This is a genomic window from Micromonospora sp. NPDC049301, from assembly GCF_040678715.1.
In the GTDB taxonomy this organism is placed as follows: domain Bacteria; phylum Actinomycetota; class Actinomycetes; order Mycobacteriales; family Micromonosporaceae; genus Micromonospora.
Genome location: NZ_JBFAQO010000005.1, coordinates 361,615 through 373,724 on the forward strand (window position 1 = coordinate 361,615; position 12,110 = coordinate 373,724).

General features: G+C 72.7%; 15 protein-coding genes. 7 read left to right on the forward strand and 8 right to left on the reverse strand.

What is annotated here, in order from left to right; translation table 11 throughout:
• Window positions 1-12: 12 nt before the first annotated feature.
• Window positions 13-534, reverse strand: a complete 522-nt coding sequence (locus tag AB0K07_RS17465) for a DinB family protein (protein WP_363756181.1) — start codon at window positions 532-534, stop codon at window positions 13-15.
• Between the two features lie 82 nt (window positions 535-616).
• On the opposite strand from AB0K07_RS17465, the gene AB0K07_RS17470 reads away from it, so the two are divergent.
• Complete coding sequence (locus tag AB0K07_RS17470; protein ID WP_363756183.1) at window positions 617-823, forward strand: hypothetical protein; 207 nt, start codon at window positions 617-619, stop codon at window positions 821-823.
• 8 nt (window positions 824-831) lie between these two features.
• Here the strand turns inward: AB0K07_RS17470 and AB0K07_RS17475 are convergent, their stop codons facing one another.
• Together AB0K07_RS17475 and AB0K07_RS17480 are read right to left on the reverse strand one after the other, a co-directional pair.
• Window positions 832-1,974 (reverse strand): polysaccharide pyruvyl transferase family protein, encoded by a 1,143-nt coding sequence (locus AB0K07_RS17475; protein WP_363756185.1) that lies wholly within the window; start codon window positions 1,972-1,974, stop codon window positions 832-834.
• Between the two features lie 103 nt (window positions 1,975-2,077).
• On the reverse strand, window positions 2,078-2,635 hold the full coding sequence (locus AB0K07_RS17480; RefSeq protein WP_363756187.1) for an N-acetyltransferase: 558 nt from the start codon (window positions 2,633-2,635) through the stop codon (window positions 2,078-2,080).
• 60 nt (window positions 2,636-2,695) lie between these two features.
• On the opposite strand from AB0K07_RS17480, the gene AB0K07_RS17485 reads away from it, so the two are divergent.
• Window positions 2,696-3,991, forward strand: coding sequence for a glycosyltransferase (locus AB0K07_RS17485; protein WP_363756189.1), 1,296 nt, complete (start codon window positions 2,696-2,698; stop codon window positions 3,989-3,991).
• Here the strand turns inward: AB0K07_RS17485 and AB0K07_RS17490 are convergent.
• Window positions 3,876-4,808 (reverse strand): GNAT family N-acetyltransferase, encoded by a 933-nt coding sequence (locus tag AB0K07_RS17490; RefSeq protein WP_363756191.1) that lies wholly within the window; start codon window positions 4,806-4,808, stop codon window positions 3,876-3,878. The two genes, AB0K07_RS17485 and AB0K07_RS17490, sit on opposite strands and share 116 nt — an antisense overlap.
• A 56-nt stretch (window positions 4,809-4,864) precedes the next feature.
• On the opposite strand from AB0K07_RS17490, the gene AB0K07_RS17495 reads away from it, so the two are divergent.
• Together AB0K07_RS17495 and AB0K07_RS17500 are read left to right on the forward strand one after the other, a co-directional pair.
• Window positions 4,865-5,479, forward strand: coding sequence for a Pr6Pr family membrane protein (locus AB0K07_RS17495; protein ID WP_363756193.1), 615 nt, complete (start codon window positions 4,865-4,867; stop codon window positions 5,477-5,479).
• A 117-nt stretch (window positions 5,480-5,596) separates the two neighbouring features.
• Complete coding sequence (locus AB0K07_RS17500) at window positions 5,597-6,532, forward strand: phosphotransferase (protein ID WP_363756195.1); 936 nt, start codon at window positions 5,597-5,599, stop codon at window positions 6,530-6,532.
• Window positions 6,533-6,575: 43 nt separating this feature from the next.
• Here AB0K07_RS17500 and AB0K07_RS17505 read toward each other — a convergent pair whose 3' ends face one another.
• From AB0K07_RS17505 to AB0K07_RS17515, 3 genes are all read right to left on the reverse strand, one after another.
• Window positions 6,576-7,205 (reverse strand): HAD-IA family hydrolase, encoded by a 630-nt coding sequence (locus tag AB0K07_RS17505; protein ID WP_363756197.1) that lies wholly within the window; start codon window positions 7,203-7,205, stop codon window positions 6,576-6,578.
• A 189-nt stretch (window positions 7,206-7,394) separates the two neighbouring features.
• Window positions 7,395-8,192, reverse strand: coding sequence for an alpha/beta fold hydrolase (locus tag AB0K07_RS17510; RefSeq protein WP_363756199.1), 798 nt, complete (start codon window positions 8,190-8,192; stop codon window positions 7,395-7,397).
• Between the two features lie 22 nt (window positions 8,193-8,214).
• Window positions 8,215-8,763 carry a hypothetical protein gene (locus AB0K07_RS17515; protein ID WP_363756201.1) on the reverse strand — a complete coding sequence of 183 codons (549 nt, stop codon included), beginning with the start codon at window positions 8,761-8,763 and terminating at the stop codon, window positions 8,215-8,217.
• Between the two features lie 212 nt (window positions 8,764-8,975).
• Here AB0K07_RS17515 and AB0K07_RS17520 point away from each other — a divergent pair, with 212 nt between their 5' ends.
• The 3 genes from AB0K07_RS17520 to AB0K07_RS17530 all read left to right on the forward strand — a co-directional run bounded on the left by AB0K07_RS17520 (window position 8,976) and on the right by AB0K07_RS17530 (window position 11,389).
• Entirely contained in the window at window positions 8,976-9,776 is an 801-nt protein-coding gene (locus tag AB0K07_RS17520; RefSeq protein ID WP_363756203.1) for a hypothetical protein, read from the forward strand.
• Between the two features lie 97 nt (window positions 9,777-9,873).
• Window positions 9,874-10,668, forward strand: coding sequence for a hypothetical protein (locus AB0K07_RS17525; protein ID WP_363756205.1), 795 nt, complete (start codon window positions 9,874-9,876; stop codon window positions 10,666-10,668).
• 337 nt (window positions 10,669-11,005) lie between these two features.
• Entirely contained in the window at window positions 11,006-11,389 is a 384-nt protein-coding gene (locus AB0K07_RS17530; RefSeq protein WP_363756207.1) for a DUF1801 domain-containing protein, read from the forward strand.
• Window positions 11,390-11,643: 254 nt separating this feature from the next.
• On the opposite strand, the gene AB0K07_RS17535 is transcribed toward AB0K07_RS17530, so the two are convergent.
• Window positions 11,644-12,015 (reverse strand): hypothetical protein, encoded by a 372-nt coding sequence (locus tag AB0K07_RS17535; RefSeq protein WP_363756209.1) that lies wholly within the window; start codon window positions 12,013-12,015, stop codon window positions 11,644-11,646.
• Window positions 12,016-12,110 lie beyond the last annotated feature (95 nt).

The following is a 12,110-nucleotide window of genomic DNA, read 5'->3' on the forward strand; positions in this document are numbered from 1 at the left end:
ACCGCGCTGGGGTCACACGGCGCCGGACTCGCCGTCGGTCAGCTCCCGCAGGATGTCGGCGTGACCGGCGTGCCGGGCCGTCTCCTCGATCATGTGCACCAGGATCCAACGCAGCGACACCTCGCCGAGCTGCGGGTGCGGCACCACGTGGTCGAGGTCGAAGCTGGCGGCCACCGCCCGGGACCGGGCGCAGGCCCGCTCGTACGCCTCGGTGAGCGCGGCGACGGTGTCCCGTGCGTCGAGCGTGAAGCTCGCCACCGCGTCCTCCTCCGAGGTCAGGTAGACGTCTCCGGGCTCGGGGGCCAGCAGGATCGGGAACCAGTTCCGCTCGACCATGGTCAGGTGCTTGACCAGCCCGGCGAGCGTGGTCGCCGAGGGCACCAGCCGGCGGCCGGCGTCGGCGTCGGACAGGCCACGCAGCTTGCGCAGCACCACGGCACGGTGGAAATCGAGGAACGAGTCGAGAACGGCGCGCTCATCGCTGGTGCGGGCGAGCACCGGGGCGAGCGTCGGATCGATGGTCTGCTCCGCCATTCGCCGACCCTAGCCACGGGCCGGCCGTCCCGCTGCCCCGCTATCCACTGCGCGGTCCCGGCGCGGCGGGCAGGATGGGCGCATGGCTTCATCCGTGCAGATCCTCCTCGTCGGCGGCACGGCGGACGGGGAGAGCGTCACCGTCGAGCTGGACAGCAACGGCCGTCCGCCACTGACCCACCACCACCTCGGGTCCGGCGGGCTGGCCGGGGCGCAGATCTACGAGTTGGAGTCCGCCGGCGAAGACGCCCGCGATTGGCGCTACCGGTGGACCGGCCCGGCGGTGTGACCGCCGGCTCAGACCCGGGTGAGGGTCTGGCTGCGCAGGCTGTCGAGGACGCCACGGGTGACCTCGGAGGTGCCCCGGGCCTGCTCGCAGACCTCGGCGACCCGCTGTGCGGTGGCCTCGGCGCGCAGCTCCCGCTCGTCCCAGAGCCGGTCGACCTCGGCCAGCAGTGGCCCTTCGACCTCCCGCTCGACGCCCCGCAGCGCCGGCACGCCGAGCCGCTGGGCCAGGTCGAAGACCTTGCCGGCGTACGGCAGCGGCAGGAACGGGGTGCCGACCATCGCCGCGAAGATCAGGAAGTGCAGACGCATGCCCACCGCCAGGTCGAAGTGGCGCATCAGCCCGAGCACCTGCTGCGGTGAGTAGGTGCCGTGCAGGATCCGCCCCCGCTCGGCGGCGATCATGTGGGACAGCACCCCGTGGGCGTGCCGGATGTCGTCGCGTTCCATCGGCACGAACAGCACGTACGCGTCGATCCGGTTGACCAGGAAGTCGCCGATCTGGGCCAGCAGCCGGTGGTAGCCGTCCACGTCGAGCCGTTCGGCGGCCCGGCCCGGCTCCCGCACGCTGATCCCCACCAGACGGTTGCCGGCCGGCACCCCCTCCTCGCGCAGCAGGTGCAGGGGAAACTCCTCCGGCTGCAACAGGAACGCCGGGTCAGCGGTGACCGTGATCGGGTTGAGCAGGCCCGCCTCCTCCAACGCCATCCGGGACTCCTGGTCGCGGACGGTCACCTGGATCGCGCTGGCGAGCGTTTCCCGGACCATCCCGGTGTCCACCGCGTCGCTGAGCGGCCCGACCCCCACCGCGTACGTGATCAGGGGGAGGCCGCGTTCCTGGGCGACCCGGACCACCCGCAGGTAGCGGCGGGCCTCCCGGTCGTAGAGGATCCCACCGCCGCCCAGGATGAGCAGGTCGAGCTGGGCCAGGACCAGGGCGGAGTCGGTGCGGCTGATGCCCTCCCAGGGCACCGCCTCGACGTCGGGGTGGGCGAGACGGGTGTGCTCCGGGTGACGGGAGAAGACGATGATGCGGGCGTTCGGCTCCTGCGTGCGCAGATCGCTGAGCAGGCCGGTGAGGATCGCCTCGTCGCCCAGGTTCCGGCCACCGTACGAGCCGAGCACACCAATGGTCAGTCCGGCATCGTGCGTCATCCGTCGCTCCTCCTCGGTGCGGTCCGCCGGCGCGTTCCCGCTCGGCGGGTGAACAGTCCTGCCCAGGAGACTGTCCTGGCCGGTACGCGACGCCCGCCGCGTCTCAGCCCGCCGGGTCGATGCGCTTGGCCATCTGCTGGGCGGTGACCTCGAAGCCCAGGCTGCGGTAGAGCCCGATCGCCACGGTGTTCGTGCCGAAGACGTTCAACCCCAGCTCGGGTACGCCGAGACGGGCCAGTTCCGCCTCCATCAGCTGGATCATCCGACGCGCGTGCCCACGCCCCCGGTGCGCCGGATGCACCTCGATGTTGTGGATCCAGGCGCGTCGGGAGCCGGCCGCGTCGGTCGCTCCGACCGTTCCGGGCAGGGTGACCCAGATCCAGCCGACCTCGGCGTCGTCGACCCGGGCCACCCGCAGCAGCACCCCCTCGGTGGCCGCGCCCGCCGGCAGCAACTGCCGCAACTGGTTCGCCGACCGCTCCCGGGCCTCCTCCGGGGTCAACCCCCGGTGCGCCGCCAGGTCCTCGGCGTACAACCGCTCCAGCGGCTCCCGCAGCCGACCCAGCTCCTGCTCCGTCATCGGCGTCAGCGTCAACTCCACCGTCTCCCCCTCACGTCGGATCCAGCCAGTAGTGCAGCAGACGCCGACCGGACGTGCCACCGGGATCCTCGCGGGCGAGCGGGGGCGACCCGACGAGCGCGACCCGGCGATGATGGCGGGGTGCGGATCGCCCACGTCAGCGACAGCCACCTCGCCAACCCGGAGGGCGTGGCAGCCTCGGTCGGCACGACCGTGGCGCTGCTGCGCGCCGCAGACCACCGGGTCGTCCTGCACTGCCCGGGCCCGCTCACCCGACGGCGCCGCCGACCGGGTGAGGTGCCGTCGCTGCCGGTGCCGACCCGGCCGTACCGGCTGGCGCCGCCCCGGCCGCCGGACGCACCGGTCGACGTGGTGCACGTGCACACCACCGGCCCGCTCGGCATCGCCGGGCTGCGCTGGGCCGCGGAGCGGGGCGTACCCACCGTGCTCACCTGGCACACCGACCTGGTGGCGTACGCGGCGCACTACCCCGAGGTGCCGATCGGCGCCGCGTACGCCGGCCTGCGGCTGGGTCTGCGCTGGCGGGCCCGGGACCTGTGGGCGCTGGCCCGCCCGGGGCCGGCCCGGCAGGCCCGCCTGGCGGCGCTCGGGCGGTGCCTGCTGGCGCACACCAGCGTGCTGATCGCCCCGTCGGCGAAGACCGCGGCGCTGATGGCCCCGATGGCCGGGCGAACCCCGATCGTGGTGCTGCCGACCCCGGTCACCACGCCGGCCGTCGACGCCGATGACCGGCGACGGCTGCGGGCCCGCCTCGGCATCGCGGCCGACGCGCCGGTGCTGCTCGCGGTCGGTCGCACCACGCCGGAGAAGAACCCGGACCTGCTGCTGGCCGCGTTCGCCCGGGTCCGCCGCGAGCTGCCGGCGGCACGGCTGGTGCTCCTCGGAGCACGGCGACACCGGATCGCGGTCCGCCGGGCGGCCCGGCGGCTCGGCGTGGCTGACGCGCTGCACCTGCTGCGCCCGGTGCCGCACCACCGGGTCGGCGCGCACTACCGGGCGGCGGACGTGCTCGCGTTCGCCTCCACGACCGACACGCAGGGCCTGGCGCTCTCCGAGGCCGAGGCGTACGGACTGCCGGTGGCCATGGTGGACGCCGCGCTGGCCGAGCGGCCCGGCACCGCCACCGCCCGGCCGGCCGCCGAGCCCACCGCGACGGCGTTCGGGGCGTTGCTGACGCGACTGCTGACCGAGCCGGAGCTGCGCGCCGCGGTGGTCCGGGACGGCCGGGCGGCGGTGGACGCCTGGTCCGGGCAGCGTTACCTGGCCGAGCTGACCGCCCTGTACGCGACGCTGCGGCCCGTCAGCGCAACGGACGTGACGACAGCCGACCCACCTGGGCCAGCACCAGCGGGAGCTGCCATCGCCGAGGCGCCGCGAGGTGACGCGGGGACCAGCGGGGCGCGAACTTCTCCTTGAACCGGCGCAGCCCACGGAAGCGGTACCACCGCTCGCCGTGCGCGTACACCGCCCGGCCCAGCCGACACAGCGGGTCCACGCCGGTCAGCCCGGACAGCGGGGCCAGCCCCAGCTCGACGGTGGCCAGGCCCCGATCCCGCGCCTCGTGCAGCACCTCGACGAGGAGATGGTCCATCGCCGTGGGCGGCGCGTCCGGGTGGTACCGCAGCAGGTCCACCCCCCAGCGGTGCGGCGTCGGCAGCAGCGCCGCGAAGGCCACGACCCGGTCCCGCTGCCGCAGCACCGCGATCGGCAACCGGGCCAGGTAGCCGGGAACGAACCCGCCGAGGGAGAACGACATGTCGGGCCGTCCGGCCAGCCAGGCGTCCGAGACCGGCCGCAGCTCGTCGAGCAGGCCGGCGCCGGGCAGCACCGCGAACGACAGGTCGTCGCGGCGGGCCAGCCGCCGCCAGTTGCGACGCAACGCCCCCCGCGCCGGCCCGGTCAGGGCGAAGTCGGCCAGCGGCACGCTCGCCGACTCCCCCACCGGGTGCACGGCGAGACCCAGCCGGCGCAGCTCCGGCAGCAGCGAGTCGCCGACGTGGTACACCGCCGGGCGCCGGCCGGCCCGCCGCGCCGTCGCGCAGAAGTCGGCCAGTAACCCGTACCGCTCGGCGGCCGGCCCCACCGGCGGCCCGAACGCGATCCAGGAGCGGCCGCACACCCCGTACATCAGGAAGCTGGCCGCGGACGGCGAGAAGTGGAACCGCTTGTCGCCGAGGAGCGCGAGCGCGGAGTCCGGCTCCCGGTCGACGTCGGCGGCGAGGATCTCCCGCACCCGGCGCAGCTGCTCGTCATGGCGTCCGTCGATGCGGCGATGGTAGCGTCCGCCGCGTGTCCGGCCGGGTCCTGCGGGTCAGCGCCGGCGCGGTGGTCGCCGTCGGGCTGGCCCTCTCCGTGGTCGCCGCGCGCGACGAGCCCGTCGAGCTGCTCTTCTACTTCACCGTGCAGGTCAACCTGGCCTACCTCGTGGTGCTGCTGACCGGCGGCGACCGGCTGCGCACCGCGCTCACCGTCTACCTGGTCGGCACCGCCGTGGTCTTCGTCCTGGTGCTGGCCAATCCGTGGAGCGGCTACGCGATGGTGGCGACGACCGACGCCCGGGGGCCGGTCTCCGACGCCGGCAACCTGCTGCTGCACGCGGTCGCACCGCCGCTGGCCGCCGCGGAGTGGCTCACCCGCCGTCCCCGAGCGGCGCTGCGCCCGGCGTACGCGGTCAGCCTGCTCGGCTATCCGTTGGTGTGGCTGACCGTGATCCTGGTCCGCGGCGCCTTCGGTCGGAACGAGGACCGCTACCTCTACCCGTTCCTCGACGTACCCCGACTCGGGTACGCCACGGTCGTCCTCAACGCGCTGCTCTTCGCGCTGACCCTGCTCCTGATCGCCCTGACCGCCGTCCGCCTCAGCCGCCCACGTCCCCCGTCCCTGGCCGAGCCCACACCTGGGTGATCATGAGGTTGACGGGCGGTTCGATCTCGACAAGGCACGCCAACCCCATGATCACCGGGGCGGCGGTGGGCGGGTAAATGGCTTGTCCCCTGCGGTGGGCGGGCGGACCGTGGGGGGATGGCGGAGGTGATCACCACGCGGATCGGTTGGCGGGATCTGCCCGGGCGGGTCCGGGCGGCGGTGGAGGACATCATCGGCGATCGGGTGGTCGAGGCGGTGTCGCAGCCGGGCGGGTACTCGCCAGGCACCGCCGACCGCGTCCGCACGGCGACCGGCCGGCGGGCCTTCGTCAAGGCGGTCAGCCCGGCGCAGAACCCGGACAGCCCGGTCCTGCATCGCGCAGAGGCCCGGAACACGGCCGCGCTGCCGCCGTCGGCGCCGACGCCCCGCCTGCTCGGCTGCCATGACGACGGCGAGTGGGTCGCCCTGGTCCTCTCCGACGTCGACGGCCGCCACCCGGTGACCCCGTGGCGGACCGAGGAACTGTCCCGTGTGCTGACGGCCCTGGAGGCGATGGCCGCCGCGCTCACTCCGAGCCCGGCGGCGCACGTGCCGACCGCCGCCGAGCGGTTGGCCAGGGACTTCGCCGGCTGGCACCGGATCGCCGCCGACCCGCCGGAACGGCTGGACCCGTGGATCCGGGCGCACCTGGACGACCTGTGCGCCGCCGCCGACCGGGGCATCGCCGCGCTGACCGGTGACACGCTCTGCCACGTGGACGTACGCGCCGACAACCTGCTGCTCGACGCGGCCGGCACGGTCACCGTGGTGGACTGGCCGTGGGCCTGCCGGGGGCCGGCCTGGCTGGACAGCGCACTGCTGCTGGTCAACGTCCGGTTGTACGGCGGGCACGACACGGAGGCGCTGCTGCGCCGGCTGCCGCTCACCGCCGGTGTCGACCCGGCCGTGCTCACCGGGTTCTACGCCGGGTTGGCCGGCTTCTTCGCCGACGGCGCCCGGCACCCGCCGCCGCCCGGCATCCCCACCGTCCGCGCGTTCCAGCAGGCTCAAGCCGACGCCCTGCTTCCCTGGCTGGTCGACCGCCTCGGCTGACCCGCCGCCGGGCCGCGGGAGACCCGGCGTCGGTGCGCAATGGTCAGGGGGACGCCGGTGCCGCCTCGAGCCGGTCCGCCAGATGCGCCAGGTCGTCGAGGCACAGGTCGCCGTCGAGTCCCTTCAGCGCGGCGGTCATCGCCCCGGCCGCGCGCCCGGCCAGCAGCCCCACCTCGGCGTCCTCGACCACCAGGCACCGCGCCGCGGACACGTCGAGCAGCTCGGCGGCCCGCAGGTAGCCCTGGGGGTCCGGCTTGCCCGCGCTGACGTCCTCCACCGTGACCAGCACGGGCGGATCGATGCCGGCCGCGCGGAGCCGGACCTCGGCCAGGCGGGCGTCGGCGCTGGTCACCACCGCCCAGGGCAACCCCAGCCGGGCCAGCGTCAGCAGCAGGTCGTGGGCGCCCGGGGTGGCCGTGACGTCGGACAGGTCGTCGTACTGCAACGCCAGCTGCCGCGCCGACGCCGCCGCGACGGCCGTGTCGTCGAGCCCGGGCAGGAGCCGGCGGACGGTGCGGTCGGCGGGGCTGCCGTGCGCGATCGCCAGCGCCGCCGCGGGTGCGACGCCGTACTCGACCGCCCAGCTCCGCCAGGCCCGCTCGACGGCGGCGTCGGAGTCCACCAGGGTGCCATCCATGTCGAACAGCACCGCCTCGATGTCTGACAGCTGCACAGCCACGCCTCCTGAACTCGTCTCACGACAATAGTGCCGCTGCCGTCGCCGGCCCCTCTCCGGGCCGGGCGGATGCTGCCCGAGGGCCGAGTGGGCATGGCGGAAAACGGACTTCGGGATGGGAACGAGGCGTCCGATGGCCGCCAGGCGCGGGGCCGGCGCGCCGACATGATCGTCACCCACCAGCAGTCAGGCGGGCGCCCCGACCTGGTGTGTGAGGAAGGGCAGGACCGCCGCCGGCAGGGCCGGCGCGCCGACGATGTCGTAGTGCGTGTGCCCGGGCAGCACTGCCAGCCGGGCGGCGGGTCGGTCGGTGCCGTCCCAGCCGGCGTCGCGGTGCCCGCCGCCGAGCAACCCGTAGAACTCCGCCGCGTGGCTGGTCGGGATCGAGTCGGCGTCGGCGAAGACCAGCAACGTCGGGATGCTCAGCCGGGCCACCTCGGCGGACCAGTCGTAGTCGCGGCGGAGCAGGTCACCGGTCTTGGCCCAGAGCCGCGGCCAGTCCTGCGGGCGCGGGGCCACCCGCTCGTACACCTGGTGCGGCGGCGTGCCGCGCATCTGCTCGCCGACCCGCTCGTCCTGGGCCGCCATGGCCGCCAGCACCTCCGGATACCAGCCAGCCCGCTTGCACGGCGTGGAGACCAACACCAGCCGGCGCACCAGCCCCAGGTGCTGGATGGCGGTGCGCAGCGCGACACCACCGCCCAGCGAGTAGCCCAGCACGTCGGCCGAGGGCACGTCGAGGTGCGCGAGCAGCGCGGCGATGTCGTCGGCCAGCGTCTCGTAGCGCAGCGGGCGGTCTACGTCGGCGGTGCGACCGTGGCCCTGGAGGTCGACCGCGACGACCCGACGCCGCTGGGTCAGCGCCGGCACGATCGGGGCGAACATCTCCACCGACCCGTAGCCACCATGCAGCAGCACCAGCGGCCGGCCGTCGCCGTGCGACTCGTACCAGAGCCGCAGCCCGTTGACCTCCGCGTAGCTCACCCAGCGCCCCCGCTCGTCGGTGTCACCCGTCCCGATCCAACACCGGGCGCACGACATCGACGAACGAAACCCTGCGATTCGTCCGTACCTCGATCGCGGCGAGCCAACGCTCCCGGTGCCGGTCGCGCAGCGGCACCGCCGCCGCGTCCGCCTCGCCACCGAGCCGGCGCTGGTCGGCGTACTCGGTGGTGAGGCTGGCCAGCACCGACCGGGCCGCCGCCTCGACCTCCGCCGGGCCCTCCAGCAACACCAGGTTGTACGCCTCGTCCACGGCGCGCATCGCGGCGTACGTCTCGTCGTAGCCGGGCGTCGGCTCGTCTCCGCCGGCCTCCACCCACCGCCGGTCCAACCGCCGGTACGCCTGGTCACAGGCGCTCAGGAACCCGACGTACGCGTCCCGCCGCAGCTCGTCGCGGCGCGTGGCCCGCCGCTCGGCGTTCTCCTGCCGGGCGACGGTGAGCTGGTGGGCCAGTTGCCGGCGGGTGCTGCGCGCGCCGACCAGCCCGGTCAGGGCGGCGGCGGCCAACGTGGACAGAGCGGTGATCAGCGCGACGGCGACGGTGTCCTGCACGCGCCCATCATGGCGGTGCCCGGAGCGGGAGCCCTCAGCGGGAGTTGCCGTCGGGGCCGAGCTGCCCGGATCGGCTCGGAATCACGGGTCATGGGCGGTACGCGGGCTTGGTACAGTCGCGCTTCCCCTCGATCGAACAGAGGATCAGCATGACCGGCACCGGGCCTGAACCTGGCACAAGCCGTACGCCCGATCCGGTACCCGCTCCGGGAATGGCGCTCACTCCCCCGGACGCGCCGGAACCTGCTCCGACACCCTCGTGGGTTCCCACGCCACCGCCGCCTGCTCAGCCCAATCACGTCGGCATCGTCGTCGGCATCGCCGGGGCCCTCGTCGTACTGCTGCTGGTGGCCTGTGTCGGCGTGGTCGGCGGCCTGTTCCTGCTCCGCAACGGGCAGACCACCGCGTCCGGCCCGGGAGCCGCTGCGCCGCCGCTGCCCTCGACCGGCGGCAGCCCGACGGCCAGCGCCAGGCCCACCCAGCCCGAGGAGCCCGTCGCGCAGGGGCCGCAGGCCAGCGCGTACCCGGCGGAGAAGATCGAGGACTTGAACCGGGTGTGCGACGACGACATCTACTACCCGGAGTTGCCGAAGCGCGCGGGCAAGGCTCCCCACCCGGTCGTGCTGCTTCTCTCGGACACCCCGGGCCTTCGCCACAAGGACGACGGCTACTACTACTCGCTGGGGCTGTCCGACAAGGTCGAGCAGACGTGGGCGGCGGAGGACCCCAGGAAGGTGCAGATGGTCGCCTGCCTCGACCGGGTCAGCACCGGCTCGACGATCCGCAACTGCACGTTCGACGACCCAAAGCCCCAGACCCTGCCGCTGGTGCGGACCAGTTGGCGTCTTCGGGTGTACGAGGCGGCGACCGGTCGCAAGCTGCTCGACAAGACCATGGCCGGTGACGACCAGAAGTGCCCGTACGTCGTGATGGTCGGCGCGGACAAGAAGATCTACGCCGAGGTCAGCGACCGGGCGGCGATCGCGGCACTGCGCAACCTCGTGAACAGGTGACGCGTGGTGGGCGCGGCAGGTCTCGAACCTGCCACGGTCGCTAGCGGCAGCCTTTGCAGGGCGGCGCGGCTTCCCTGGCGCCGGCATACTTCCACTCATGGATCGCGGAACACAGCGGATGACGTCCGGCGCTGCTGTGCTTCTGGTTATGGCGCTGGTGGGCGGCGCCTCGTGGCACTTCCTCGACAATCTGGAGGGCCGCCTCCAGGAGAAGCTCGGCGACCTCGTCGACCTTCGGGAGAGCCCGCTGCACGAGAGCGCAGTGGCCGACGCCGCGGAGAAGGTCGACAGGGTCCTCTTCCGGTTCGAATACGACCACCTCTACCAGGCTGACAAGTACGCACACTCAGCGGGCCAACACCCCGACGTCAAGGTCCTCGCGGTCACCGGCGAGACGCACTGGCAGACCGGCGTGACCCTGGTGCTCCAGGTGACCGGTCATGGCGTGGAGATCGGCGCGGACGGCTCAGTGATCAAGGAACGCGACGAGCACATCTGCTTTCGCCTCCAGCTCGGCCCGGAGAACGACACCCGCGACGACGACATCGCATGCCCGACGGGAGCTCCCGTACCGGTCACCAAGGACCCGTCGCTCGCCGGCGTCGACGACCGCCTGAAGAGCGCCCTGCGGTCCGCCGGCTCGACCGAAGACGCCGTCCGCGCGGCGCTCGTCGGCCTGCAGCTCGACCCGGCGATTCGCCAGGACGTCGGCGCGCGGAACGGCACCGTTGGTATCGGTTTGCGGGCCTCGCAGTACGACTGCATCCTGGCCCGCGTCACCTCAAAGGGAGCGGAGCTTTGGCGGCCCTCGCACACTCAGCTAGCCCCGGGCGAGATGAGCTGCACTGCGGAGACCTCCTTGAGCAGCGCTTTCGGGAAGTACCCCCATTGACACAGAGTCCAGGTCGGTGATCTGGGCTCTGTGCCGTGAGCTTCCGCCGGCCGCCCGCTTGGCTACTGGGACCGACCGAACTCGGCGTAGTGCGGATGGCTCGACCGGCGTTTCGCCTGGTCAGGTGGTGGTGGGCGCGGCAGGTTTCGAACCTGCGACCCCCCGCTTGTAAGGCGCTTCCAGCACGTGCCGTGCCGTTCACCGACGTCTGCCACCCTCTGGCCGGCCCGGCCGTGAGTCCGCGTCTGTCCACCGCCGTCTGCAACAGTTGATGTCAGTCGCAGATGTCAGACTGATGGTCTCTTATCTTCGATGACACCACTGAAGGACGTGGCAGGTGCCAAGCAAGTCTGGCGAGGTTGACGACTTCATGGCGACTCTCGATCATTCGCTGAAGGCCGGTGTCGAGGAGTTGAGATTGGCAATCTTGGCGTCGAACGCTGACATCTCAGAGCATGTGAAATGGAACGCCCCGAGCTTCCGGTACAACGGAGAGGACCGGGTGACCTTCCGGCTTCGACCCGCTGACCGTCTGCAACTCATCTTCCACCGTGGAGCGAAGGTCCGATCGGACCTTGCCGAGTTTACCTTCCAAGATCCCACTGGGCTGATGACATGGCTGGCACCCGACCGGGGCGTCGTGACCTTCCCAGACCTAGAAGCCATCCAGTCCCAGCAGGCAGCTGTGGTGTCCTTGGTAAACCACTGGGTCCGGGCATAGCGCTACCCAACACTGGCGGGTGTCAGGTCACGACCCCCCGCGGGGGGATGCGGTCTCAAGCTGTCGGTTGCTGCCAGCCGGTGGCAGCCGGCGTCGGCGAGCAGATGGCGAGCATCATCGGTCACGGTTAGGGACCAACCCGCCCCGATGCTCGTGCTGCCTTCTTGCTGCCTCGCCGCCGGATGTCTCGCTCTACAAGCTCTGCGCATCGCGCCCGTACGTGTCCGGAGACAGCCCCGACCTGTTCCTGGCAGTCAACTGGCCATTCGGATCGGCGCGGCCACCAGCACGGCGCAGACGATGATGGCCAGCAGGATCCGCAGTTTGCGTAGGCCGCGCCACCACGGCACCAGCCAGAGCAACAGCCACACCGCGGCGGAGATGACCGCATGCTCACCCAACATGCCGAGGGTGACTTCCTCGCAGCGGTTGTCACCGAGGGCCGACTCGCAGAGCGCCGGTGCCCGGTCGAAGGCCCCCCCGACCAGCACGACAATCCCCAAAGCGGCAGCGACCACCGGAGCGACGACGAGCGTGGTCAGCGGCGTCAGCAGCCACCCGGCAAGATCACGCCGCCGATCCAACCGGCCAGCGCGAGCCAACGCGGGTGGACGGGCCTCCGGCATGACGAGCACGCTACCTGACTATGTGTGCCAACGGCGTACCCGTCGGTGCCGCGTAGACTGCGCACCGCCAGAGAGGGCTCCTCGCTGCCTCGCTG

Bases quoted from the DNA above. Each gene is read 5' to 3' on its own strand.
- AB0K07_RS17535 (WP_363756209.1), bottom strand. From the start codon at position 12,015: ATGCCGGAGGCCCGTCCACCCGCGTTGGCTCGCGCTGGCCGGTTGGAT.
- AB0K07_RS17465 (WP_363756181.1), bottom strand. From the start codon at position 534: ATGGCGGAGCAGACCATCGATCCGACGCTCGCCCCGGTGCTCGCCCGC.
- AB0K07_RS17525 (WP_363756205.1), top strand. From the start codon at position 9,874: ATGGATCGCGGAACACAGCGGATGACGTCCGGCGCTGCTGTGCTTCTG.
- AB0K07_RS17475 (WP_363756185.1), bottom strand. From the start codon at position 1,974: ATGACGCACGATGCCGGACTGACCATTGGTGTGCTCGGCTCGTACGGT.
- AB0K07_RS17520 (WP_363756203.1), top strand. From the start codon at position 8,976: ATGGCGCTCACTCCCCCGGACGCGCCGGAACCTGCTCCGACACCCTCG.
- AB0K07_RS17470 (WP_363756183.1), top strand. From the start codon at position 617: ATGGCTTCATCCGTGCAGATCCTCCTCGTCGGCGGCACGGCGGACGGG.
- AB0K07_RS17500 (WP_363756195.1), top strand. From the start codon at position 5,597: ATGGCGGAGGTGATCACCACGCGGATCGGTTGGCGGGATCTGCCCGGG.